Here is a 24,894-nt window from a genome sequence, read left to right as displayed (position 1 = left end):
GGGGCGCGCGGTTGTTTGCGTGCGGCATCACAATCATCGGGTATCGATATCTGGTGGTGGGTGGTGTGTGGCTGACACAAATGGTTTTTGGGGTGCGTTGGTGCATTGTTGGGTGTCTGGGATGGCACATGGTTGTTGTTCCTGGCCTGGCTGCAGGTGATTGTCACGGTTGTGGTGGTTGCGTGTGGTGTGGGTGTGTTGTGTGAGAACTGGATAGTGGACGCGAGTAATCTTTTCTTTTTGTATTTTGTCTGGTTTATTCATACTCCGTTGCGCACATGGTTTTGTTGTGTGTGTGGTGGGGTTGTGTTGCCTTTGTTGTTGTTTGTTGTAGGGGCGCACGGTGGATGCCTGGGCACATTACGCCGATGAAGGACGTGGAAGGCCGCGATAGTCCTCGGGGAGTTGTCAATCAAGCGTTGATCCGAGGGTGTCCGAATGGGGTAACCTTGCCGTAGTTGTGTGCGGTGACCTGCTGGTGAATGTATAGCCGGTGTGGGGGTGACGCGGGGAAGTGAAACATCTTAGTACCTGTAGGAAGAGAAAATAATAATGATTCTGCGAGTAGTGGCGAGCGAAAGTGGATGATGGCTAAACCATATGCGTGTGAGACTTGCTAGGGGTTGCGTGTGTGGTGTTGTGGGGCCGTGGTGTTGGGTGGCTAGTGACGCCCTCCTGCGTGTGGTGTGTTAGCGGAAGTGGTTTGGAATGGCCTGCCGTAGACGGTGAGAGTCCGGTACGTGAAAACATATCTTATGTGGGGTGCTGTGGTGCCCGAGTAGCAGTGGGCTCGTGGAATCTGCTGTGAATCTGCCGGGACCACCCGGTAAGCCTGAATACGTGATGTGACCGATAGTGGATAGTACCGTGAGGGAATGGTGAAAAGTACCCCGGGAGGGGAGTGAAAGAGTTCTTGAAACCGTGTGCCTACAAGCCGTCAGAGCCTCATTGGTGGGGTGATGGCGTGCCTTTTGAAGAATGAGCCTGCGAGTCAGCGGCGCGTCGCGAGGTTAACCCGTGTGGGGTAGTCGTAGGGAAACCGAGTCCTAATTGAGGGCGGTTGTCAGTGGCGTGTCCTGGACCCGAAGCGGGGTGATCTACCCATGGCCAGTGTGAAGCATCGGTAAGACGTTGTGGAGGCGCGAACCCACGTAGGTTGAAAACTGCGGGGATGAGTTGTGGGTAGGGGTGAAAGGCCAATCAAACTCCGTGATAGCTGGTTCTCCCCGAAATGCATTTAGGTGCAGCGTTGCGTGTTTCTTGTTGGAGGTAGAGCGACTGGATGGTTTAGCGGGACTATCATCTTAGCGACATCAGCCAAACTCCGAATGCCAGCAAGGTGAGAGCGTGGCAGTGAGACTGCGGGGGATAAGCTCCGTGGGTCGAGAGGGAAACAGCCCAGATCGCCGGCTAAGGCCCCTAAGTGTGTACTAAGTGGAAAAGGATGTGGGATCGCGAAGACAACCAGGAGGTTGGCTTAGAAGCAGCCATCCTTGAAAGAGTGCGTAATAGCTCACTGGTCGAGTGGTTGTGCGCCGACAATGTAGTGGGGCTTAAGTGCATCGCCGAAGCCGCGGAAACCATGCTTTTGTGTGGTTTGGTAGGGGAGCGTCGTGTGCTCGTGGAAGCTGCCGGGTGACTGGTGGTGGAGGGTATGCGAGTGAGAATGCAGGCATGAGTAGCGAATGACAAGTGAGAATCTTGTCCGCCGGATGACTAAGGGTTCCTGGGTTAAGCTTTTCTTCCCAGGGTGAGTCGGGGCCTAAGGCGAGGCCGTCAGGCGTAGTCGATGGATAACGGGTTGATATTCCCGTACCCGTGCATGCGCGCCCATGGTGAATCAGTGATACTAACCGCCCTGAAGCACATGGCATGGTCTTTGGATTGTGGTGTGTGTGGATGCGTGGGGCCTGATCTGGTAGTAGTCAAGTGATGGGGTGACGCAGTGTGGTAGCCGAGCCACTGAGTGGATTGTGGTGTAAGCGTGTAGCCCGGCATTTAGGTAAATCCGGATGCCATCAGGGGTGAGGCGTGATGCGTACCCGTTGTGGGGATGTTGGTGATCCATTGCTGTCGAGAAAAGCCTCTAGCGATGTGTGTGTGCGGCCCGTACCCGAAACCGACACAGGTGGTCAGGTAGAGAATACTAAGGCGACGGGTGAACTGTGGTTAAGGAATTCGGCAAAATGCCCCCGTAACTTCGGGAGAAGGGGGACCACTGCTGGTGACAGACTGGTTGAGCTGGTGGTGGTCGCAGAGAGTAGAGGGAAGCGACTGTTTACTAAAAACACAGGTCCGTGCGAAGACGTGAAGTCGAGGTATACGGACTGACGCCTGCCCGGTGCTGGAAGGTTAAGAGGACCTGTTAGGCCGCCTTTGGTGGTCGAAGCGGAGAATTTAAGCCCCAGTAAACGGCGGTGGTAACTATAACCATCCTAAGGTAGCGAAATTCCTTGTCGGGTAAGTTCCGACCTGCACGAATGGCGTAACGACTTCTCTGCTGTCTCAACCACAGGCCCGGCGAAATTGCAGTACGAGTAAAGATGCTCGTTACGCGCGGCAGGACGAAAAGACCCCGGGACCTTCACTATAGCTTGGTATTGGTGTTTGGTTCGGTTTGTGTAGGATAGGTGGGAGACTGTGAAGCGGCCACGCTAGTGGTGGTGGAGTCGTTGGTGAAATACCACTCTGATCGTATTGAGCATCTCAACCTCGGCCCATGATCTGGGTTAGGGACAGTGCCTGGTGGGTAGTTTAACTGGGGCGGTTGCCTCCTAAATGGTAACGGAGGCGCCCAAAGGTTCCCTCAGCCTGGTTGGCAATCAGGTGGTGAGTGTAAGTGCATAAGGGAGCTTGACTGTGAGACTGACGGGTCGAGCAGGAACGAAAGTTGGGACTAGTGATCCGGCACTGGCTTGTGGATGCGGTGTCGCTCAACGGATAAAAGGTACCCCGGGGATAACAGGCTGATCTTCCCCAAGAGTCCATATCGACGGGATGGTTTGGCACCTCGATGTCGGCTCGTCGCATCCTGGGGCTGGAGTAGGTCCCAAGGGTTGGGCTGTTCGCCCATTAAAGCGGCACGCGAGCTGGGTTTAGAACGTCGTGAGACAGTTCGGTCTCTATCCGCCGCGCGCGTGGAAACTTGAGAAAGGCTGTCCCTAGTACGAGAGGACCGGGACGGACGTACCTCTGGTGTGCCAGTTGTCCCGCCTGGGGCAGGGCTGGTTGGCTACGTACGGGAGGGATAACCGCTGAAAGCATCTAAGCGGGAAGCCTGTTTTAAGATGAGGTTTCTTTTGAGGTTCCCTGGAGATGATGGGGTTGATAGGCCGGATCTGTAAGCATTGTGAGGTGTTGAGGTGACCGGTACTAATTGGCCGAACTAAAACAACAATGAATCATGATGGAATATTGTGAGAAGTTTGTTGGTTGCTTGCGTCTGCTGTTTGGTGTCTTGTGCAGCACACCACCTTGTTGGGTTGGGTGTGTGTTGTCCTTTTGTGTGTGTTGGTGGTTTTTGCGGTGGGGTCACGCCCGGTCCCTTTCCGAACCCGGAAGCTAAGCCTGCCTGCGCCGATGGTACTGCACCTGGGAGGGTGTGGGAGAGTAGGTCGCCGCCAACCGTAACGTGGGAACAATAGAATATGTGGTGTGTGTGGTGTGGTTGTGTGTGCTCGTTGTTTGGGGGGCGCGGGCAGCCACACCACACACTTTTATATATTAAGACGGCTTCCTCCGCCGTCTTCTTATCCAAGTGAAATCCTCATAGAAGGCCATTGCTAGCCTGGGGACTATGAGGAAGCTTTATATTGCCGCCACCGTTTGGTTGGGCATCGGGCTCGTCGCCGGAGTGTTCTATCGCGAATTCACCAGAGCCCACGATTTCGAAGGCACAACTCAATTATCGGTGGTGCACACCCACTCGCTGATTCTTGGCATGACGATGAACTTGCTATTCCTTGTCTTCGCCTTGCTATTACGAATTGACAAAGACCGGCGCTTTACCACCTTCTTTTGGATTTACAACCTGGGCGCAGCGTGGACTGTCGGTTTCCTTGCGTTCCACGGAATATGGCAAGTCCTTGGGAAAGGCTTTCCCGAAACACTAGCTATCTTTGCTGGCATGGGTCATATCATTATCACTGTCGGGTTTGTCCTCTTTTTTGTCATTCTGAATAAGTACGTCAAAAGATGGCAAAAGAAGAACGCTTGATCGTTTGGATTAGATTCTTAGAGCCAGCGGCGTGACTTTCACCTTACCGTACCGGCAGCGACTCATCCTTTTGGGTGTAATGAACGTTTCTTGGACGTTAAATATCGGGGGCCGGATAGGTAATGAAGGAGTTTCCACGTAATGTAAATTCCATATTTGGTACTGCCCCGTCATTCAGACGGTGGTGAGTATCTTGAACCCAGCTATAGCTGCGCCATTTAAAGGAGCCCCCAATATGCGTCTACGGTCAGTGGCTGCCACCATCGCAACTCTGGCGTTATCTGTGGCCGAACTTACAGCGTGTGGCGATGGGGGCGGCGCCACTTTAGACGGAGCAGGCGACCCGAACATTATTCGGACTGCAGCGTCGGAACCCCAAAACGGACTTATCACTACTGACACCAACGAAAATAATGGAGGCCAAGTTCTTGACCTCCTCTATCGTGGCCTAGTTGCCTACGATGAAGACGGTAAGCCCCGCAATGAAGTCGCCAGCAACATCGAAGCCAATTCGGACAACACCCAATTTACTGTTCAGCTGGAAGATGGCTGGACCTTCACCGACGGAACACCCGTCACTGCGGATTCCTTCATTGACGCTTGGAATTACGGTGCAGCCGGTAAGAATGCCCAAAAACAACAGGACTTTTTCTCAAATATAAAAGGGTTTGACGACGTCAAGGACCCTAGTAGCAGCGTAGAAAAGATGTCTGGTCTGCAAAAACTTAATGATAAAGAATTTAGCATTTCGCTAACTGATCCAGACTCCCAATTTCCTATTAGCTTGGGGGCAACCCCGTTTTACCCTCTCCCGCAGGCCTTCTTTGACGATCCTAAGGGGTTCGGAGAACATCCAGTAGGAAACGGGCCTTATAAACTCGACGGCCAAGACGCTTGGACCCATAACAACTCTATCCGAACCGTTAAAAACGATACTTATGCTGGTGACGATAAACCAAAGAACGGTGGCGTCACTGTCAAACTATACGAAAACCTTGACACCGCATATACCGACTTACAGGCAAATAACCTGGACATTATCGGCATTACCGTTCCGCCAACAGCGATGCAGACATTTAAAGATGATTTCCCCTCAACGAATCTTGTCAAGCCAATCGCTGCTAATGGTGGCTTCGTCATCCCGCAATGGCTTGATCATTTCGGCAATGATGAGGAAGGACATCTGCGTCGGCAAGCAATCTCCATGGCAATTAATCGCAAGCAAATTGCCGACAAGATCATGAACGGGACACGCGTCCCTATGAAAGACTTCACTGCCACGACGCTGGGCGATATCCCTGACGTTCAGGGAAAAGAAGTTCTCGACTACAACCCTGACAAAGCCAAAGAGCTATGGAAAAAAGCCGATGACATCAAACCCTTCAGCGGAAAATTCGAGATCGCTTATAATTCAGACGGCGGTCATAAAGAGTGGGTTGAGGCAGTAACTAACAGCATCCACAATGTCTTGGGCATTAATGCCACCGGCAAGGCCTACCCCAACTTTAAAGCCTTGCGAAACGATGTATCCAGTGGATCCATTCATACCGCATTCCGTAGTGGTTGGCAGGGAGACTACCCCTCACAAGTCAATTTCCTACAACCACAATTCGCTACGGATGGCTCGTCAAACGACGGTAAATACACCAATGAGGAATTCGACAATCTCCTTAAAGACGCCGCGCGGGAAAGCGATCCAAAGAAAGCACAAGAAACCTACGCAAAAGCGCAAGGGATCCTTATGACGGACCTCCCAGAGATCCCCCTATTTTATTACACCGCATCAGCAGCGTGGACGACGTCACTCTCAGACGTCAACTACGACTGGAAAGGGGTTCCCATTTACACGGGTATTACCAAGAACTAGCCCCAGTAATAGACGGTAAGCGCGAAACGGGCGCTCTCCTCATTATTAGCCCTCACCGCAAGCACCTAGCATCGCCCTCGCCGTCACAGAGCCTCCCACTTATTCTCGAGTGAATGATATCGATAAGGACCCCTCATGCTTTGGTATATCGGAAAACGATTATTGCAGATGGTGCCCGTTTTTCTCGGAGCAACATTTCTTATTTACTCCATGGTTTTCTTGACCCCCGGTGATCCCGTCGCTGCATTAGCGGGAGATAAGCCCTTGAGTCCAGAAATTGTTCACTCTATTCGCTCACAATATCATTTAGACCAACCGTTCATCATCCAATATCTCTTGTACCTGAAAGGGATTTTCACTGGTGATTTAGGGCAAACGTTCTCCGGGCAAAGCGTTAGCACTGTTCTGGGAAATGCCTTCCCCGTCACGATTCGCTTGGCATTGATGGCAATCGTCATTGAAACCGTCTTCGGCATTGGGTTTGGCGTCCTTGCGGGTTTGAAAAAAGGCGGTTTGTTCGACTCCACTGTCCTTGTACTCTCCCTATTCATTATCGCGGTGCCAATCTTCGTTATTGGCTTTGTTGCGCAGTTCCTATTCGGAATTAAATGGGGAGTCCTGCCAGCCACCGTCGGTGCGCAAGGCGACTTTAAACACCTCTTGATGCCAGCATTCGTGCTGGGGCTTGTGTCTTTCGCCTACGTCTTGCGTTTGACCCGATCAGAAGTGGCTGAGGCCCTAGGGAGAGACTTTGTGCGCACCGCGTATGCCAGGGGAATGAGCAAACCAAAGGTCATTCTCCACCATGTCTTGCGGAATTCCATGATTCCCGTCGTGACGTTCATCGGCGCTGACCTCGCAGCGCTCATGGGCGGGGCGATTGTCACAGAGGGCATCTTCAATATCAATGGCGTTGGCGGCCTGGTCTATCACGCAGTGATGCTGGGTGAAGCCCCCACCGTTGTCTCTGTCGTCACGGTCTTAGTCATTATTTTCGTCGTATCGAATCTCCTTATTGACCTGCTCTACGCACTTCTCGACCCGAGGATCCGCTATGCCTAACCCATCCAACACACCCGCCCACAGGTCAGCAGCACAAGGAGCAGACAAAGAGACATCGACGCCGAGCGGAGCACATCCCCTAGCAGTGGCTGGGGCTGGCAAACACGAGTCCGCACTGGGCTCGTCGTCACGAACGGAGCGGTGGGTAGCTGAAACCGTTGCTGTAGACCAGCCATCGCGCGACGAGCTTTTGGAGGATAAAAAACCGCTCAGCACATGGTCGGAAGCCTGGTCTCGATTACGCCGTCGTCCACTATTCTGGGTATCGGTAGTGATTATATTTGCGGTATTGTTGGTTACCTTTTCCCAGGACTTTTCACCTCCACTGATCCGAAATTTGCCGACTTAGACAAGTCCCTGGAAGGTCCTCAAGCATCCCACCCCTTTGGTTTCACTCGACAGGGCTATGACGTGTACTCCCGCACGCTGTATGGTGCGCGTGCCTCGGTCGTGACAGGCGTGTCCGTCACAGTTGTCATCACGATTCTTGGAACCATCATCGGCGCGGTTGCCGGTTATGTCGGTGGTTGGCTGGACGCAGTGCTCTCCCGGCTGACCGACATTTTCTTCGCGATACCGCTTATCCTGGCCGGCATCGTTCTCATGCAGCTGTTCAGTGAACGCAATACGTTCACCGTGATCCTCGTTCTCTCCGCCTTCGGTTGGCCGCAAATGGCGCGCATCGTGCGCGGAGCCGTGATGACGGTAAAAAACAATGACTATGTGATGGCTTCACGCGCGTTAGGCCTATCGCAGTGGAAGATTCTGCTGCGCCACATCATTCCGAACTGCCTCGCGCCCATCATTGTGATGGCAACGACATCGCTGGGGATCTACATCGTGGCGGAGGCAACACTGTCTTACCTAGGCATCGGCTTACCACCAGAAACCGTGTCGTGGGGTAACGACATCTCCACAGCACAAAATACACTCCGCGCAGCACCGGCAACGTTGTTTTACCCAGCCGGCGCGCTGGCCATCACAGTGCTGGGCTTCATCATGCTGGGCGATGCGTTAAAAGATGCCCTCGACCCGAAGGAGCGTACGGCCTCATGACATCGATTCCACATTCCGCGCACCGTCCGCCTTCATCCGAGGACGCAACCAGGTCGGACCAAGGCGGGCACACCGTCGATAAGCAAAATTCCAGCGATGATACTCGCCCACTGTTGCACATGCGCGACGTTGATATCGCCTTTGGAGGTAAGAAGCACCCAATACCAACGGTATTTGGCGTTAACCTCGACATTTACCCCGGGGAAACTGTCGCGATCGTCGGTGAATCCGGGTCTGGTAAGTCCACCACTGCGCATTCCATCATTGGTTTGCTTCCCGGTGGGGGCCATGTCACAGGTGGGGCCATCACCTTTGACGACCGGGATATCACACACGCGTCTCCTAAAGAACTCGCGGCCCTCCGCGGTGCGGAAATCGGTTTAGTCCCACAAGACCCCATGTCGAACTTGAACCCCGTGTGGAAAGTAGGTTTTCAAGTCAAGGAGGCCTTGAAGGCCAACAACGTCGCGACGGGGTCCGCTGCCCACAAGCGGGCTGTCGAGCTGCTTTCCGAAGCTGGACTTCCCGACGCTAACAAGCGCGTGAACCAGTACCCGCACGAGTATTCGGGTGGTATGCGCCAACGCGCGTTGATTGCGATCGGTTTGGCGGCACGCCCGAAATTACTCATTGCTGACGAACCGACGTCGGCACTGGATGTCACGGTGCAGCGGCACATTTTGGATCACCTGGATTCGCTGACCCATGAACTGGGGACAGCGGTAATGCTGATTACGCACGACCTCGGTTTGGCCGCCGAGCGTGCGGATCGGATCGTCGTGATGAGCCAGGGTCGCGTTGTGGAGTCTGGCCCTGCGCTGGAGATTCTTCAAGATCCCCGGCACCCCTACACGCAGAAGCTGGTGGGGGCGGCTCCCTCGTTGCGGGCGCGGCGGCATGACGTCATCGAACAGCGTGAAAAAGTGGCTCACGAGGCCGAAGAACGGGCCCATGAGCGCACCACGGGGCCGCACGCGGCGCAGGATGGCGACGTCGAGCACATTATCGAAGTCCACGACCTGGGGAAGGACTTTCCGATCCCGGGTGGCCCGCCGTGGAAGAAGAGCATGTTCACGGCCGCTGCGGATGTGAATTTCTACATCCGGCGCGGGACCACAACGGCGCTGGTGGGGGAGTCTGGTTCAGGCAAGTCCACCGTGGCGAAGATGATCCTCGGCCTGCTGCAGCCGACGCGGGGTTCGGTCACGTTTAATGGGCGCGATGTCACCGCTTTGAACCGAAAGCAAGAGCTTGCTTTCCGACGCAGGGTGCAGCCTATTTTTCAGAACCCGTTTGGGTCGATTGATCCGATGTATTCGGTATTCAACACGATCGCGGAGCCGCTGAAGATTCACAAGATTGGGAATCGTGCGAGCCGCGAAAAGAAGGTTCGCGAATTGTTGGACCGTGTGGCCATGCCGGCGGCGATGATGCACAGGTTCCCGTCGGAACTATCGGGTGGTCAGCGGCAGCGCGTTGCAATTGCGCGCGCATTGGCCCTGGATCCCGATGTCGTCATCTGCGATGAGGCGGTGTCTGCCCTGGACGTGCTGGTGCAATCGCAGATCCTGAACCTATTGAATGAGCTGCAGGCAGAGATGGGATTGAGCTATTTGTTCATCACCCATGATCTTGCGGTGGTGAAGCAGATTGCCGACGACGTGCTGGTGATGCGCCAGGGGCGTCTGGTGGAGCGCGGAACGACGGATGAGCTGTTCGACCATCCGCGTGAGGAGTACACGCGTAGCCTGATTGATTCGATCCCGGGCGGGAGTATCGACCTGGGCGGTGCGTAGCGGGTGCGGCTTTTCTTTGGTCATGTACCTGCCTTGTAGTGGGGGGGGGGTAAATGAAGGCAGCTTTCAGAGTGCTTGTTGCGGGTGCTCTCATTTCCGAGATAGCAGTACTCGTTCTCGTCAATACGGGGGTGGGCTTGGCGAGCTGGTGGGCGCTCGTCCCCATTGGCTTGGTTGGCGTAGCGCTCTCGTTGCTTTATGGGGGTATGTGGCGGGATTATCGCAACAGTCAAGGCGCGTGGGCAGCGTCGCTTCCTACGACGGCCCGGAGATTTGGGGTACCCCGTAAAGCGTTAGCGCTACTTGTCTCAGAGGTTGGCTACCTTGTTTCTGCCCCAGTATCTTTAGGCCCCTTAGTGGTACTCACGATGGCAGCAGGGTCTATACCGTCCATAAAAATCTTCGAACTCTGGTCTTTATGGTTTTAGGTCTGAGTGTCGTAGAAATTATCGTCGTTCATCTGGCTGTTTCTCAAAGTTTTTGGCGATATCTTTTTCTCATTATCAGTATTTACGCTGTCGTTCTTCTGTCTGGCTTTTACGTGTCCGTCCGGAACAGACCACACTTTATAACTCACCAGGGAGTAGTCATCCGATACGGGAAAAGGCTTATTTGTGAGATACCGTGGTCACACTTGAGGAGCGCTAAACCCATAAGCGCAGGACAAGGAGGAGATATAACATTAGATGAAAATGGTCACCTTAGGGTCCCTGTTCTGAGTGAAGTCAATGTGAAGCTTGAGGTAGAGCCCCCAGTCTTAGTAGAAGATCTTCACAAAGGGTGCATAAGAGCTTCTTCTTTTGAGATCTACTGTGATGACAGAGATTCATTCCTCAATGACCTTAATGAGTGGCAATCGTTATGCCCCTGATTGACCTGTACATATTTGTTGACAAATGGGGGCCAAAACTCGGCTCTCGGGGTGAAACTTCCCTAATGAAACCTCTGCTGTCGAATTCATCGCCGAGTTTCATCACTAATTAGTTATTGTGAGATTCAATAACATCGTCACAATGACTTTCGCTCCCTTTTTAATCGGCGATGGCGTCGAGTGGGCTAATGCGCGAGGCGCGTATGCCAGGCCAGACCGCAGCGATGATGCCAACGACGGCAGATGCGATGAGCATGGCGATGATCTGTTCCCACGGAATGACAATTTGCGTAATGCCTTGCGTTTTCATTACGTTCATGAACATCCACCCGATGTAGAGCCCAATAATGACCCCAATAATCGCACCATAGAGGGACAATTGGATGCTTTCGAGGGTGATCATGCGGCGTACTTGCCCGCGCACCATCCCCACGGCACGAAGCATCCCGATTTCTTGACGACGTTCAACAATGCTGAGCGCCAGCGTATTGATGATTCCAATAATCGCGATGACCACCGATAGTGCCAGCAGACCATAGAGGATGGATAAAAGTTGGTTAACGAGTTGTGCTTGCTGGCCTTTGAATTCGTCCCGTGTTTGCACTTGCACAATGACGTAGTGCTTGACCTTCTCTTTGATCCTTTTCTGCATCGTGGTGTCGTCGATGGCGTGGTCGGTTCGGATCGTGGTCATGAGACTGCGCCACGTGTGTTTATCAGGACTGATCTTATCGATATCCTGCTGTGACACCAGCGCGGTGGGGAAAAGTTTGCTGTCCATGATCCCGATGACGGTGGAGGTGGCGTGTGCGTCGGCGGGCGCTCCCCCTTGGGGTATAAGCCCGCCGGTAGACTCAGAGCTGGTGGCCGTAAGCGCGTCGATGTCGACGGTGTCGCCCACGTGGAGGCCGTGCTTCTTAGCAAAGCTGGCGTGAATAATAGTTCCGCCGCGGGAGAGGTCCTCGCTCCCTTTTTTCATGTTGAGATCGATGTAGTTGTGTGGATTGTCGGGGGTGAAGATCACATAGCCACGGTTCGTGTCGTCTCCTCGGAGTGTGGCATTGGCCAGGGTGTAGAAGGGGGCAACCCCGGTGACACCATCAACAGATGCGATCTCCTTGTTCACACCTCCGGGGAGAGAAAACATACTCCCTGTGGCCGCTCCGGGTGGTGTTGCAACAAGGTCCGCTGTGAGTTCATTGTCAACAAGGTCCGATACGGTGCTTTTCATGGAGGCACCGATCATGCCGACGGAACTCACGAGGGCGAGTCCGAGGGTGAGGGCAAACGCAGTAGTAGCGGTCCGACGGGGGTTTCTTGACGAGTTGGTCGCCGCGAGCTTACCGACGGAGCGCCAGGGCAGTCCGAGGATGCGTCCTATTCCACTGACAAGCGGGAGGGAGAGCGCTGCGGAGACGGCGAGGGTACCCACGATGATGGCCACGGCTCCGACACCGAGGATGATCATGCGGTGACGTGTTGTGAAGTCGTCGGCGTAGCTTCCCCACCACGCGAGGGCTGCGCCCCCACCAAGGACGACGAGCCCGGTGAGGGTCCGGCGGAGCAAGGGGGCGGATTGCGTCGCGGCATTCATCGATTCGACAGGTCGGGTGGAGCCCGCCCGCCAGGCGGGCGCCCACGCGCTCACCAGTGTGACAATGATGCCAATAACCAGTGGCCACACAATCGATTGCCACGTGAGAGGTATCGACGAATCGGGCATGTCCAGACCTGTTTTGCTGAGCCCCGCAACAAGAAGATGAACGAGCCCAAATCCGACAGCGATGCCGATGAGTGACCCGATAATGCCGACGATCAGGGCTTCGATGAGCACAGAGCGCGTGATTTGTCCACGCGACGCACCCAGTGAACGTAGTAGAGAGAACTCACGGATTCGTTGCGCCACAATCATGGAAAACGTGTTCGCAATGATGAACGTGCCGACGATCAGGCCGATCGCCCCGAACGCCAGAAGGAAGTAGTTGATGAAGGTCAACTGGTTAGAAATACTCGACGTCATCTCTTTGGATGCGTCCTCGCCGGTTTGGACTGTGCTCCCGGGCACAGTGCTGGAGATGGCCGCCATGACCTGCTGTTTATCCGCGCCGGGTGTGATAGCGACGTTGTAGGAGCTGATGCTGGTGCCGGCGAGTTCGCGGAATTGGTCGGGGTTCAGAGCGACGCCCGCCCATCCGCCGAAGTTGGTCGACGTGGTATAGAAACCGACGATGGTGACGTCGGTACGCATTGTGGGTGTGGCGACGATGAGGTGGTCACCGAGCGAAATGTTGTTTTTCTCGGCTGCGTTGCTGTTGAGAGTGGCTTCCCCTGACTTGGTAGGTGCGTGTCCTTCGGTAATGGACCACGCGGTATTGGCTTGGTCGTCGCCGGGATAGTTGGGGAGGATTTGTGCTGTTGCTCCGCCGGTGTCGATCATGGTGCCATCGTCATGGGCGACGGCGACATTCATGTCGGTCATTTCGTTGGTGGCACGGACACCGGGAATGTTGTTGATGGTGTCACGCTGGTGTGCGAAATCGGTGGCCTCGCCGGGTTTGACGGCGATGTCCACGCCGTCGTACATGGTGGTGACGATCTCGGTGAACGCTTTATTCAGTGTGGCGGTGAAAATGAACGATCCAGAGACGAACGCCGTACCGAGGATGACCGCGAGGACGGTGAGGGCGAGCCGAACCTTGTGCGCACGGAGGTTTCGAAAGGAGAGCGTCCACATGGGATGGTGGCGCAGCTGATTGTTGGGCGTGGCTGGTGTGTTCATGAGGCCTGGTTATCTGGATTATCGATGGTGGCCATGGTGGTGAGGATGGATTCGGTGGTTGGGTTGGTGAGTTCATCGACGATATGCCCGTCGGTGAGGAAGATCACTCGGTCCGCGTAGGAGGCCGCTCGGGGATCGTGGGTAACGATGACAACCGTTTGGTTGTACTCGTCGACGACGGATCGGAGGGTGGTCAGAACCTCGGTGGACGAGTTGGAATCGAGATTGCCGGTGGGTTCGTCGCCGAAGATAATGTCGGGCCGGCCGATGAGTGCGCGGGCACAGGCAACGCGTTGTTGCTGCCCGCCGGAGAGTTCGGAGGGCCGGTGGTCGAGACGCGAGGTGAGGCCGAATGCCGTGACGATGTGTGTGAACCATTCCTTGTCGACGCGGTGGCCACCGATGTTCATGGGCAGAGTGATGTTCTCTGAGGCAGTGAGTGTCGGGACCAGATTGAAGGACTGGAAGACGAAGCCAATGCGGTCGCGTCGGAGCCGGGTGAGTTGTTTGTCGTTCAGAGTGGAGAGGTCTGTATCGCCGACGAAGGTGGAGCCTTCGCTAACAGAGTCGAGCCCGGCCATGCAGTGCATGAGTGTGGATTTTCCGGATCCGGAGGGGCCCATGATGGCGGTGAATTCTCCGGTTCGGAATTCGACGGAGACGGAATCAAGTGCAGTGACGCGGGTGTCGCCTTTGCCGTAGTACTTGGAGATGGCATCTGCGCGGGCTATCGGGACGTTGGCGTCGGCTGGAGTGGAAGACATTTATAAGCCTAAGGATATGTGTTGTGGTTGTGCGAGCGTATGGGCAGGGGTGTGGCGTTGTCAGGTTGTCATTGCGTCGCGGAAGACAGTTGTGGCGGGCGGGATGTAATCAGGGTGTAGAGAACGGGGTAAGCGTTGTCCGCTGTCGAGTTTGGTTCTGTGCCCCCATTGAATGACGGGGACGGAATTGGGTTGTGTGTCCTCTGTGGTGGTGTTTGTGGTGTAGTCACTGGGTTTCGACGAGAACGTGAGTGAATGTCCTTGGGTTAGGGCGAATCCGATGTTTTTCACGAACCGGGATAGTGACATTGGTGAGCGGTATGCCTCGAATAGTGAGACAAAGTCGGAATCATGGAGCGCGATTCGCGCGGCGTGGACCTTCTTTTCGCTCTCCCAAAATGGCGTGTCAGTCACCGGAACCGCAGTGTCGGCCAGTTGCCAATACAAGGGTAGTGATTTGTCGTGGCCGATGCGCGCGTTGGCTTGTCGCGATTGGCGGGCAGCGAGTGGGTTCGCCAACCCCATGGGGTCGACCACTCGGACGTCAAGTGGCGCGTTCATGCTGGTCATCCCGAGGTTGATGTAGGAGACCGTGACGGGGCTGTTATCTAGCCCGCTTGCCGTGCGGAGGTCGTCGTCGGAGTGACTTGTGGTGGCATCGACGCGTGATGACTTTTTGCCAAATTTCGACAACGCTTGCTTCTGTTCAGGGCTGGTGAAGTTGGGGAGGGGAGTCCAGACGGATCGTATGTCTTTGTACGGGTGGGTGGGGATAGATGCAAGGGGCTGGACGTGGAAGCCTTCGGGAGTTACACCCTTATCTGGGTTTTCGCTATGAGTAGAGTTTTCTAAGTGGGGAATAGACCCTTCGAGCGAGGCCGTGTAGTTGATCATCGTGGGGGCAGCCAAGAAATCTTCCGCTTTGGTGAGCGGGTCATGCGCTGAGTGCCCTGTGAAGGCAGTCCAGAATTCGCGTTCATCTACTATATCGAGGTGCTTAAAATCTGCGACTGTAGTCGGCTGGGTAAAGGGGTGGCCGGCGCATAGACGGACAATTCCCCATATTCCCATGCTTGCGCATCCTGCAATGATGATGATTGCCGACGTCGCCAGCGGTTGTTGTGCCACGAGGAGACGGCCGTGATGATTGTGCCGCGAGCTCCCGTCCCACGTCGCTGATTGCGTTCGTTTGGATGATGCAGAGGCGTAGCGGATGGGGACAACAGCGATGGGCATGACCAGGGCGAACAATGGGAGAAGGCACATGCGTCCGTGCATGAAATCACCACCGATTCTGATGATGTATAGCACATGTAGTACCCCGCACGACACCATGATGATGACAGGGAGTGGGGCGTGGCGTCCGTCGACCCGGAACAGTGCGATACCGACGATGATCGCAATAGGAATAATGAGCCATAGCCAATACGGGTTAGCGAAATCGAGGACATAGCGCCAGCCCTGTTTCCAGTCGGAGCCGGAGGCCGATTTCGCAATCGCAGTGTTGGGGACCAATAGGCCGTAATAGCCTGCCCGAAAAATCTCGTAGAGAAAGGGAAGCGGAACTGCCCACGCGAGAATGGTCCAGCGTCGGTGAATAACAAGGAGGACGACGATGGTGGCAGCTCCGTAGAGTGCTAACTCGGGACGGACTAGCCAGCTCAACCCGGCCCAGAATGCAAGGGCATAGCTCCAGCGGGGAAGGTGTCCCTGGCGCCCCTGGTGGCTCCGGGAATTGCTTACTGATCCGCTTCCTGGATATGCCCAGTGACGAGCGGCGTCCCAGTGCGCCATCAGGAACCACAGCACAGCTATCCAGAAGATGGAGAGCCCCCATTCCAGTCCCGAGGTCGCGAAGTCGCGCGCAGGCGGGAGACAGATATAGAGCAGTAGCCCACAGGGAACAAACAGAACCCCGGGGGAACGGTGAAGAGCAGCCGAACCCATAGCAGCGATCGTGACCGCGAGGACTGAGAAAAACAGACCTGTGTAGATAGCTATGGTCTCTAGGCGCGCTGATGAGACTGTGGCAATGCCGTAAATGATGTATTGCCACATAACGGATGTATTGGCCTCGACGCGTTCGCCCGCATTAAAAACAGGGCCGTTACCAGCGAGAAGATTACGAACGGTCCGCAGGACGATGAGTCCGTCGTCGCTCATCCACCGTCGCTGCCACCCGCCGATAGCGAAGATCACAGCGACAGAGAGTGCGCTCATCCACGAGGTAATAGCGGAGGGCCGCGTGCTCACGGACTGTGCTGCTTTATCTGTGGCAGGCTTCTTTTCACCCTCATATCCGGCGGTAACAGTGCCGGATGAATGTTGTTCGGGATCCCTCGTGGCCATGCCAGGATACTAACACTTGGGTCGGACATAGTTGGCCGCAACAATGGCGCAGTTATCCGCCCAGCCCCAGTGTGTGAGTCAGATCTGGTGCCGTCACGGTGATGGGCCGATGGAGGCTGGGATCAGTCCAGCTCAATTGTGTGGATCGTAGGCATAAAGGCTGATGCCATGCCTCATCGACGTGGTGGTGAGCATTGATGGCCTCCGGCAATATTCGTGGATAGACCTGGTCGCCCACAATGGGCACTCCCAGAGAATTGAGGCACATTCGCAGCTGATGCGTTTTACCCGAAAGAGGGTGCATGGTGTAGAGAGCGTAGGGGGTGTCACGTAGTGGTTCCCCACACCAACCGTGATAGCGCTCCCGGAGTGTGCGTTCATCGTGGCTGGTCAACATGCGAACCGACGAAATGACGGTCTCCGCATTGGGTTCTCCGCGCTCGAGTCGCGCCTGGATGAAACCGTGCGTCTTTTCCATGCGTTGGTGGACGTGAATGCCGTCGTTCTCGAGGCTGATAGTGCCGGAGTCGATGGTAACGTGCTCGATCTCAGAAGGGTTATGGCTCTCCGCGAGAACGGAGTGGTATGGGGCGATAGCCTGATATGTTTTCCGGACTTGCCGACGTGCGAACAGCGTTTGGTACGCCCCCCGACATCGAGGATGAGTGGTGAACAGAAGGAGTCCAGAGGTCGGGCGATCAAGTCGGTGAGCAGGAACGAGGTTGTCATTGCCGGTGGCACGCCGAAGACGGACGGTGGCTGTTTCAGTTATGTGCCGGCCCCTCGGCATCGTCGCTAAAAATGGGGGCTTGTCGACGACGAGGATCCCCGGTGATGAAAACAGCGGTGTGCAATGCCCTGGAACTGGTGTTTCGTAGGCGGGCATGCGGTAGAACCAGATCTCATCATGTGGTTGGAGTAGGTCGGAGGGAGTGAGGACGCGTCCTTTACCATCGCGAACATGCCCAGCAGTGAATCGTTCTGCACGGGCGTCCGCGGTATCGGAGGGATGGCGGTGCCGTTGAGAGGAAATCAGGTGTTCGAGGAAATTATCGGCCGTAATAGGCGCTGCATCTGCCGGTACACGGGCATGTGAAGGGTTAAGCCCATCACGAATTCCAAGAACGCGAACCATGCAGACCAGCATAAAGGGCTCGCGGCGATGGCCAATAGTGAGGATCATGGACGGAATTGGCCGTCACCGTTGTTATGGGGTGTAGAGCGGAGTCGCGCATCTGCGATAAGTGTGGCCGTCACGAGGGCGACTGTCACGACTGCGATTGTCACGAGTGCGACCGCAACGTTGAGAGCGACAGGCAAAAACACAACAAAGAATCTCGACAGTGAGAACTGCACATTTACGACCACAGGGAAGGTGTTCATGGTTACCCCAGATAGTCCATCATCAGGCCAGTCGTCGTCCGATATCGGCACCAGTGATCTCAGCACCATTGAACTTGGTCTTCTTGACCTTGTGCCGGTGAGTGAGGGAATGACAATGTCGGATGCTCTCCACGCGACGATCCGTTCCGCTCAGGCGGCGGAACGCGCCGGCTATGACCGCTTTTGGCTAGCAGAGCATCACAATTCGCAGTCGTTGGCGTCGTCGGCAACAGCGATCATGATTGGGCAAGTGGCGGCGGCAACGCATTCCGTTGCGGTTGGCGCTGGCGGCGTGATGCTACCTAATCACGCACCTCTACACGTTGCGGAGGAGTTTGGCACCTTAGACGCCCTCTATCCGGGACGGATCGAATTAGGGCTGGGACGTGCGCCAGGCACTGATCCAATGACGGCGCAGGCTTTGCGTCGGGGAAAGTCGGATGTCCCAGATTTCGAGCGCGATCTAGCCGAGCTGCGTCGCTACATGGGGCCGATGGCGCACCGCGTCAATGCCTTTCCAGGATTACGCAGCCACGTGCCATTCTTCATGCTGGGTTCGTCGGAAAATGGTGCGATGATCGCGGCACATGCGGGTCTTCCGTTCGTGTTTGCCAGCCATTTTGCTCCGTTCCGGCTGTCGACGACACTCGAGACGTATCGCAATAACTTCGTTGCAGGAGCATATGGGGACACTGCCGACGGCGATAGCGTCGACGGCGGTGGCGTCGGAAGTGGTCCTGCTCAGAGTGGTGCCGTGTCGGGATCGTCGTTGGGTAAGCCTCACGTCACTGTGGGTGTCAATGTGATGGTGGCAGAGACTGAAGAGAAAGCTCGCCATCTGTTTACGACGCATGAGCAGAGCTTTTATGGGATTGTGACGGGGACTCGTGGGCTGTTCAGGCCGCCGAAGGACGTGCGGGACGGCAATGTGATGGCATGGCAGCAGGTGGATGCGGCCTTGCAGGTAAACGCCGTGGGAACGCCTGATCAGGTGAAGGGAAAGATTGCTCGCATTGTTCAGGCGACGGGAGCACAAGGCGTTATTGCTTCTATTTATGCCTTTGACGTGGAGGACCGGGTGAGGGCGATTGAGATGCTGGGGGAAGCGTTGAGGTCCTGATGCCTGGCCGTGGCTTGTGATAGGAGATGCGCCCTGAAGCTCGCGGAGCGCTGTGTCCCTGACACCTGTGTCCCCGTCCTGGCTTTTCCTTGAAAACAGCTCCATTTCGGGGGTGGCATCGTGCACCTTGGGGGTACACCACTGTGCCGTATGGGGGTACCGTGAGAGGTGGCAATGGTGTTGCCCGTCGGCTGTAATAATCGGTTTGCCGGCAGCAACATTACTGCACAGAAACAAGTTTCGCCTTAGTAGCGCAACGTATTGTGCGGGCAATAACGCTCGCATGAGTAACCTCGAAAGTGGGATGTCATGGTGAAGCAAAACGTTATTGTTGTTGCCGTTGATGGCTCTGCCGCCTCTCAGACGGCTACTCGGTGGGCTGCGAATACCGCGCTGAAGCGGAAAGAACCGATCCGTCTGGTCAGTACGTACTCCATGCCTCAATTTTTGTACGCGGAAGGCATGGTTCCCCCGCAGGAACTCTACGATGACCTCGAAGCAGAGGCCATGGAGAAAATTGATACCGCACGCAAGATCATTGCAGATTTCGACGAGTCCGTTGAGGTCAGCTATCAGGTGGAAGAGGGCAACCCCATTGATATGCTGCTCGATATCTCCCAGGACGTCACCATGATTGTCATGGGTTCGCGTGGCTTGGGCGGTTTTTCGGGTATGGTCATGGGCTCTGTCTCAGCCGCCGTAGTGAGCCATGCGAAATGCCCCGTGGTGGTCGTGCGTGAGGAATCCGACGTATCGACGGCAACGAAGTACGGCCCCGTTGTCGTCGGAGTTGACGGTACCGGGGTTGCTGAAAAAGCAATCGAAATGGCGTTCGCAGAGGCCAGTGCCCGTAAGGCCCCGCTACGCGCGGTTCACACGTGGATTGATATGCAGGTTCAGGCTTCCCTTGCTGGGTTAAATGCAGCTCAGAAGCAATGGGAAGAGATTGAAGAAGATCAAAAGCGGCTGCTCGCTGAACGGGTCAGCGGTTATAAAGATAAGTACCCTGATGTGGAGGTTGAGCAGATTATTACTCGCGACCGTCCGGTTCGGGCACTTGCCGATGCATCTGAGGATGCACAATTGCTCGTCGTTGGTTCCCATGGCCGTGGTGGGTTCCGCGGTATGTTGTTGGGATCGACGTCACGCGCGTTGCTACAAGAAGCCCCATGCCCGCTGATGGTCGTCCGACCGGAAAGCAGAGTGTAGGCGCGACATGTAGGCACTGGCGACGCTCAACTCGTTGCGTGACTGTTTTGGGTAGCTGCACCGCGCGGCTGTCTTGCGTGGCTGGACGGTGTGGCTGAATGGCGCCCCGGCGCATACAGCGGGATTGCTGCCTCAGTTCCGGTGTCGTGTGGCTTTGGGAACACGTTAAGTAGTAAGTTGTTCGGTTGATGGATGTAGATGCCATCAGGATCCTTACTCGTAGGCCATCGGGCTATACGCCCCTAGACACCAGTAGACAAGGAGAGTGACGGCGAGGTGCCAGCTGCAAAAACAACGACTCGTCGTCGCCGGGATCGACCGAGTCCTCGTCAGCGATTGCTTAAAGCCGCCACGCGTCTATTCACTACTGAGGGTATCCGGGTTATCGGGATTGACCGTATTCTCCGCGAAGCCGACGTCGCAAAGGCCAGCTTATATTCTTTGTTTGGATCCAAAGATAACTTAGTTATTGCTTGTTTAGAGCAGCTTGACGAACAATGGCGAGCGAGCTGGCATGAACTGGCAGATCAGCGCGATAAGCCGCAAGACAAGATTCTGGCTTTTTTCGACATCTGTATTAGTGAGGAGCCGGGGAAGAATTATCGGGGATCCCATTTCCAGAACGCAGCGAGTGAATATCCGCGCCCAGAAAATGATGGGGAACGGGGAATTCGCCAAGCAGCATTAGAGCACCGACGGTGGTGCCGCGACACGATGGCGGAGCTTCTGACCAAGAAGTATGGCTATGCGTCCCGGACCATCGCGGAACAGATCATGGTGTTTTTGGATGGGGGCCTAGCAGGGGCGAAGATGAGCCGTGACGTCGTCCCGCTTCAAATTGCTCGGGAACTGGCGCGGCAGCTGTTATCTGCGCCCCCGGGCAATTACGTCATTTAGACCCATACATGTAGATCTATATATGGAATTCGTCTGTGTGTGGCGCGCGTCGTGCGCTTTATGTACTTGCCTACACGCGCACGTCGTTATACGGCATCCAGTCACTGACCACAGGGAACACCACCTGCATCAGGATCAGCACTATTGCCGCGATGAGCACTAGTGCCTCGATCACGCGAAACCAGGTGGGGCCGGGGAGGTGCCGCCAAATCCATGCGTACATGTGGTGTTCTCCTTAATGTGCTCGCAGTGAGGTGATTTAAGCACCTCTTCACCGTGGGGCTGTGGCCCCTTAGTTTTTTAGTTCGACTGGTGTTTTGTTTCCGTCTTTCGCTTCGACGCGGTCAAGGACGGCGTGAATCACCATGCGCTCCGCATTGGAGAACTGCGGATGGCACGTGGTCAGCGTGATGATGGACAGCTCAGAGGACTCGGGGGTGGAGTCCTCGTGCCCAGGAACGGAAGCGATTGTGCTGATATTGCTCGGAGTCGTGATGTAGCGCCCACGAACAGATGCGTAATCGCCTGACGTTGCCTGTTTAGCTAGCGTCGGCGATGTGCAGTGTGCCAGGGCTTGTTCACGGTCTGCGCCTTTTTCGTCGATAGGAAGGACGCGATACACGTACCAGGACTCACGGGTTTCGACGACAATGGAATCGCAGGTTTTGAGGTATCCCAGGTCATTAAAAGGAGCGCCACGGCCAACACGGTGCCCAGCGAGCGCAAAGTTTCCTTTGTCCCCGGGGTTTTGCGTTCGTGTGTAGTGCCCGGGGCCGCGGCTGAGATCGCTGGCAGACGTCCCTTGGATAATGGCGTAGTTCCAATCCGAACCGAATGTGGGGATGCGTAGCTTTCCCATGGCCTCACCTTCGTCGGCGTTCATAGTGTTGCGGGCATCGGCCCATTTGTCGTCGAGCTGACTTTTGGCTTGCGACTGTTCATGATCGGATTGGATGTTGGTCCAGTAGGCTTCGTAGACGACGAACAGCATAATGACGATGCCAAGTGTAAGGATGAGTTCTCCACTGATACCTAAAATTTTCGACGCCGTGCTCGTCTGACGTTGGTCGGGGCCGGCCGATACCGATCCGCTCGGCGAAGTCGTGACGTTATCCGTGGATGGGGTTGTGTCAGCGCTGGCATGGGTAGCCCTAGTATCGGCAGGGCCGGAATTCTGCGCGGAAAGATCGCCGGGCGAAACCGGAGACGTGACTGTGTCCTTACGATGGCGAGCCATAGACGGCAGTGTACGGCAGATAGAAGCACTTCTGCGAAAATCGTTGGGCGCAGGATATGTGCTCCGATAGCGCAGGAGATCCTTTACCGTCTGGTGTCCTGTCACGCTCGGGCCTTGTCACGCTCGGACCCTGAGGCGACTGATATTCCTTCCAAGGTAGGAACGCTCTCGCTGGAACGCTATTGTCTTATGGTGGTGTTCCTGACTAGTTGATAGGAGCGGTTCAGGAATTGTCGTGGCCCTCAGGCAGATTATTTGAGAGGTAGTGCATGATCTACAGTCTTTTCGCGTATCCGGTTTCGGGAGTGATCAAACTGTGGCATGTGCTTCTCACGGCTCTAGGTGCAGATCCGATTTCGTCATGGATCGCTTCCTTGTTTTTGTTAGTAATGACCGTTCGTCTTATTCTGCTTCCCTTTGCGTATGCCCAATATAAGTCGACCCGCATCCAAGTGAATCTGCGTCCGGTTATTAATCAAATTAGGGAAGAGTATAAAGATAAGCCAGGAACTGCGGCTAGGAAGGAACGTATAGCCAAGGAACAGAAGGCGCGAAAAGATGCTGGTTATCGGCTTAGCGCGGGGTGTTTACCGGTTCTTATCCAGTTGCCCTTCTTCTTGGGTTTATACCGAGTATTGATTCATATGGCTCGACCTAAGGGTGGTCTCGGGGCTGCGCAGCACCAGCCCATTGGGTTTTTAACCAGCCAAGATGTTGGGCAATTTCTTCAAGCTAAGGCTTTTGGTGTCCCTTTGCCGGCGTACGCGGCTATGGCCTCGTCGCGTTTACAGGAAATGGGCACGGACAAATCAACTATTTATACCTTGGCTATACCGTTGGTTCTTATTGCCTCGACTTTTACGACGATTAACATGTCGTATTCGACGTACCGCAGTTATCGTCAGTTGGAGCATGATAATCCCATTGCTGTGAGGATGCAGAAAATCATCATTCCTATGGCGGTCATGGGTAGTGCTAGCCCCTTGTTATTCGGCCTGACGAGTCCGGTTCCTGTGGCCATATTGTTCTACTGGGTGGGGAATAACTTATGGACGATGAGCCAAAACATTTTGCTCTACCGAACAATTGATAAAAGGTTTCCCTATACTCAGGAATTTCGTGAACATTATGCACGGACGAAGGCCGAGCATGATGAAGAAAAGCACGCTAAGAAAGAGAAAAAGCGGACACTGAAGCGAAACAAGTGGCGCCGTCGGGGGAGGGGTCTGATACGTCCGTGGCAAATCCCAGCCCTATGGTTGGAAGGTCACCGAGAGAAAAAGGCATATAAGCAGGAGAAAAAACAGGCGAAGCTGGATAAGAAGCGGGAAAAGAGGGAGAAGAGAGCAGCTGATCGTGAGGCCGATAGGCAAGCTCGTCAAGCCGCGGCCGCGGCAGCAGCGCGTGCGAATAGACCTCAGATTAAAGCGATTGAGACTGGCCGGCACGCTCTGAAAGAGACGGCATCTGCCCCAGAACGTGACGAGAAGAGGAAGAAGATCATTGCGGCCCAGACGCATGGGGCAATGGTGCCACAACAAGTGGCGCATACTGCTAAAAAGCCAGCGAAGCGCCGTGGTCCTTCGTATTCAAACTGGGGTGTTGCGCGAAGAGATTGCGACTGATTGATCAGAGCTGTAATTGCTGGATCACCGCTTCGGCGATCTTTTGTGTCTTCACCGTCTGAGTTTGATCGGAGTGAACAATAACGACCACTGGCCCTTTGCGAATTGCATAGACTGCCGCATTTTCCGCTTGAGCGCGATAACCTTCCCACCCCGTCGGTTGGTTGGTGTGTTCAACGTCGCCACCACTGACGGAATTGTCTGAATTCTTTGTAATTGTTGCTGCGTCATCGGTTGTTCCCGGATGAGTAATAGCGGTGCTGATCATATCGATAGCGGCTTGTTCGTTTTTAGCCGTCCGAATGATTGTTTGCGCTTGAGGCGTATTTCCATAAGAGAGCCATTGGCAGGCTGGGGGATTAAACCGCTTATCGACGGACACTCCGGTGACGCGTTGGCCGTTCAGGTCCGCCATGTCCTGGTTGGTCAAGTACGGGCACGGCGTCGAATCCGAAGCGCCAGAGGAGGGGCGGGCATCGATGGGGAGGCCATCGGCGGCCACGTCGGCTGAGGAGGCGTTAGAGCTGGATGTAGAGCCTTCTGATTCCGATCCGCCCGTCGTGTCGCTAGAACACGCAGCCAGTGAAACTGCAGTGATGGCGGTAAGAACGGTCCAGATGCCCACACGGGAGCCCGTGTGGCGTGGGAAGTGTCGTTTCATAC

The 24,894-nt window shown here is 55.1% G+C and carries 16 protein-coding genes, 2 rRNA genes and 1 pseudogene; 12 read left to right on the top strand and 7 right to left on the bottom strand.

The window, feature by feature from the left end; genetic code table 11:
- The first annotated feature begins 320 nt into the window (after positions 1 to 320).
- The 8 genes and pseudogenes from I6J23_RS03075 to I6J23_RS10665 all read left to right on the top strand — a co-directional run bounded on the left by I6J23_RS03075 (position 321) and on the right by I6J23_RS10665 (position 10,425).
- A 23S ribosomal RNA gene (locus tag I6J23_RS03075) occupies positions 321 to 3,397 on the top strand.
- 112 nt (positions 3,398 to 3,509) lie between these two features.
- Positions 3,510 to 3,626: ribosomal RNA gene (gene rrf, locus I6J23_RS03070) — 5S ribosomal RNA — on the top strand.
- 170 nt (positions 3,627 to 3,796) lie between these two features.
- A complete protein-coding gene (locus tag I6J23_RS03065; protein ID WP_204582479.1) occupies positions 3,797 to 4,216 on the top strand; it encodes a DUF2871 domain-containing protein in 420 nt (139 codons plus the stop codon).
- Between the two features lie 235 nt (positions 4,217 to 4,451).
- Complete coding sequence (locus I6J23_RS03060) at positions 4,452 to 6,083, top strand: peptide ABC transporter substrate-binding protein (RefSeq protein WP_204582478.1); 1,632 nt, start codon at positions 4,452 to 4,454, stop codon at positions 6,081 to 6,083.
- A gap of 135 nt (positions 6,084 to 6,218) precedes the next feature.
- Positions 6,219 to 7,145: an ABC transporter permease gene (locus I6J23_RS03055; RefSeq protein WP_204582477.1), complete on the top strand. Its 927-nt coding sequence runs from the start codon at positions 6,219 to 6,221 to the stop codon at positions 7,143 to 7,145.
- Positions 7,138 to 8,201 (top strand): annotated as a pseudogene (locus I6J23_RS03050) (ABC transporter permease). The gene I6J23_RS03055 and the pseudogene I6J23_RS03050 overlap by 8 nt, the downstream one beginning before the upstream one ends.
- A gap of 119 nt (positions 8,202 to 8,320) precedes the next feature.
- Entirely contained in the window at positions 8,321 to 9,997 is a 1,677-nt protein-coding gene (locus I6J23_RS03045; RefSeq protein ID WP_239455025.1) for a dipeptide ABC transporter ATP-binding protein, read from the top strand.
- A gap of 53 nt (positions 9,998 to 10,050) precedes the next feature.
- On the top strand, positions 10,051 to 10,425 hold the full coding sequence (locus I6J23_RS10665; RefSeq protein ID WP_239454968.1) for a hypothetical protein: 375 nt from the start codon (positions 10,051 to 10,053) through the stop codon (positions 10,423 to 10,425).
- A 603-nt stretch (positions 10,426 to 11,028) separates the two neighbouring features.
- On the opposite strand, the gene I6J23_RS03035 is transcribed toward I6J23_RS10665, so the two are convergent.
- From I6J23_RS03035 to I6J23_RS03020, 4 genes are read right to left on the bottom strand one after another with little or no spacing between them, the layout of a single operon-like run.
- Positions 11,029 to 13,647 (bottom strand): ABC transporter permease, encoded by a 2,619-nt coding sequence (locus I6J23_RS03035; protein WP_204582476.1) that lies wholly within the window; start codon positions 13,645 to 13,647, stop codon positions 11,029 to 11,031.
- Entirely contained in the window at positions 13,644 to 14,411 is a 768-nt protein-coding gene (locus I6J23_RS03030) for an ABC transporter ATP-binding protein (protein WP_204582475.1), read from the bottom strand. The genes I6J23_RS03035 and I6J23_RS03030 overlap by 4 nt, the downstream gene beginning before the upstream one ends.
- Before the next feature lie 60 nt (positions 14,412 to 14,471).
- On the bottom strand, positions 14,472 to 16,760 hold the full coding sequence (locus I6J23_RS03025) for a hypothetical protein (RefSeq protein WP_204582474.1): 2,289 nt from the start codon (positions 16,758 to 16,760) through the stop codon (positions 14,472 to 14,474).
- A 52-nt stretch (positions 16,761 to 16,812) separates the two neighbouring features.
- Positions 16,813 to 17,895, bottom strand: coding sequence for a pseudouridine synthase (locus I6J23_RS03020; RefSeq protein ID WP_239454967.1), 1,083 nt, complete (start codon positions 17,893 to 17,895; stop codon positions 16,813 to 16,815).
- 246 nt (positions 17,896 to 18,141) lie between these two features.
- Here I6J23_RS03020 and I6J23_RS03015 point away from each other — a divergent pair, with 246 nt between their 5' ends.
- The 3 genes from I6J23_RS03015 (at position 18,142) to I6J23_RS03005 (ending at position 21,369) form a co-directional block, all read left to right on the top strand.
- Positions 18,142 to 19,263, top strand: coding sequence for an LLM class flavin-dependent oxidoreductase (locus I6J23_RS03015; RefSeq protein ID WP_204582473.1), 1,122 nt, complete (start codon positions 18,142 to 18,144; stop codon positions 19,261 to 19,263).
- Between the two features lie 309 nt (positions 19,264 to 19,572).
- On the top strand, positions 19,573 to 20,472 hold the full coding sequence (locus I6J23_RS03010; protein WP_204582472.1) for a universal stress protein: 900 nt from the start codon (positions 19,573 to 19,575) through the stop codon (positions 20,470 to 20,472).
- Between the two features lie 276 nt (positions 20,473 to 20,748).
- Complete coding sequence (locus I6J23_RS03005; RefSeq protein WP_204582471.1) at positions 20,749 to 21,369, top strand: TetR/AcrR family transcriptional regulator; 621 nt, start codon at positions 20,749 to 20,751, stop codon at positions 21,367 to 21,369.
- Positions 21,370 to 21,439: 70 nt separating this feature from the next.
- Here the strand turns inward: I6J23_RS03005 and I6J23_RS03000 are convergent, their stop codons facing one another.
- Together I6J23_RS03000 and I6J23_RS02995 are read right to left on the bottom strand one after the other, a co-directional pair.
- Positions 21,440 to 21,592: a hypothetical protein gene (locus I6J23_RS03000; RefSeq protein WP_204582470.1), complete on the bottom strand. Its 153-nt coding sequence runs from the start codon at positions 21,590 to 21,592 to the stop codon at positions 21,440 to 21,442.
- 69 nt (positions 21,593 to 21,661) lie between these two features.
- Positions 21,662 to 22,606, bottom strand: a complete 945-nt coding sequence (locus I6J23_RS02995; RefSeq protein ID WP_204582469.1) for a class E sortase — start codon at positions 22,604 to 22,606, stop codon at positions 21,662 to 21,664.
- A gap of 269 nt (positions 22,607 to 22,875) precedes the next feature.
- Between I6J23_RS02995 and yidC the strand changes: the two genes are divergently transcribed.
- The gene (gene yidC / locus I6J23_RS02990) at positions 22,876 to 24,231 is read left to right on the top strand and encodes a membrane protein insertase YidC (protein ID WP_204582468.1); all 1,356 of its coding nucleotides are present in this window, start codon (positions 22,876 to 22,878) and stop codon (positions 24,229 to 24,231) included.
- Between the two features lie 4 nt (positions 24,232 to 24,235).
- Here the strand turns inward: yidC and I6J23_RS02985 are convergent, their stop codons facing one another.
- Positions 24,236 to 24,892, bottom strand: coding sequence for a DUF2020 domain-containing protein (locus I6J23_RS02985; protein ID WP_204582467.1), 657 nt, complete (start codon positions 24,890 to 24,892; stop codon positions 24,236 to 24,238).
- Positions 24,893 to 24,894 lie beyond the last annotated feature (2 nt).

Source organism: Corynebacterium kroppenstedtii, assembly GCF_016894245.1.
In the GTDB taxonomy this organism is placed as follows: Bacteria; Actinomycetota; Actinomycetes; order Mycobacteriales; family Mycobacteriaceae; genus Corynebacterium.
The sequence above is the reverse complement of the archived record's forward strand: the minus strand, read 5'-3'. Positions and strand labels throughout refer to the sequence as shown.

Coding starts and splice junctions, on each gene's coding strand:
- I6J23_RS03065 (WP_204582479.1), top strand. CDS start 3,797: ATGAGGAAGCTTTATATTGCCGCCACCGTTTGGTTGGGCATCGGGCTC.
- I6J23_RS03060 (WP_204582478.1), top strand. CDS start 4,452: ATGCGTCTACGGTCAGTGGCTGCCACCATCGCAACTCTGGCGTTATCT.
- I6J23_RS03055 (WP_204582477.1), top strand. CDS start 6,219: ATGCTTTGGTATATCGGAAAACGATTATTGCAGATGGTGCCCGTTTTT.
- I6J23_RS03045 (WP_239455025.1), top strand. CDS start 8,321: ATGCGCGACGTTGATATCGCCTTTGGAGGTAAGAAGCACCCAATACCA.
- I6J23_RS10665 (WP_239454968.1), top strand. CDS start 10,051: ATGAAGGCAGCTTTCAGAGTGCTTGTTGCGGGTGCTCTCATTTCCGAG.
- I6J23_RS03035 (WP_204582476.1), bottom strand. CDS start 13,647: ATGAACACACCAGCCACGCCCAACAATCAGCTGCGCCACCATCCCATG.
- I6J23_RS03030 (WP_204582475.1), bottom strand. CDS start 14,411: ATGTCTTCCACTCCAGCCGACGCCAACGTCCCGATAGCCCGCGCAGAT.
- I6J23_RS03025 (WP_204582474.1), bottom strand. CDS start 16,760: ATGGCCACGAGGGATCCCGAACAACATTCATCCGGCACTGTTACCGCC.
- I6J23_RS03020 (WP_239454967.1), bottom strand. CDS start 17,895: ATGGTTCGCGTTCTTGGAATTCGTGATGGGCTTAACCCTTCACATGCC.
- I6J23_RS03015 (WP_204582473.1), top strand. CDS start 18,142: ATGGTTACCCCAGATAGTCCATCATCAGGCCAGTCGTCGTCCGATATC.
- I6J23_RS03010 (WP_204582472.1), top strand. CDS start 19,573: ATGGTGAAGCAAAACGTTATTGTTGTTGCCGTTGATGGCTCTGCCGCC.
- I6J23_RS03000 (WP_204582470.1), bottom strand. CDS start 21,592: ATGTACGCATGGATTTGGCGGCACCTCCCCGGCCCCACCTGGTTTCGC.
- I6J23_RS02995 (WP_204582469.1), bottom strand. CDS start 22,606: ATGGCTCGCCATCGTAAGGACACAGTCACGTCTCCGGTTTCGCCCGGC.
- yidC (WP_204582468.1), top strand. CDS start 22,876: ATGATCTACAGTCTTTTCGCGTATCCGGTTTCGGGAGTGATCAAACTG.
- I6J23_RS02985 (WP_204582467.1), bottom strand. CDS start 24,892: ATGAAACGACACTTCCCACGCCACACGGGCTCCCGTGTGGGCATCTGG.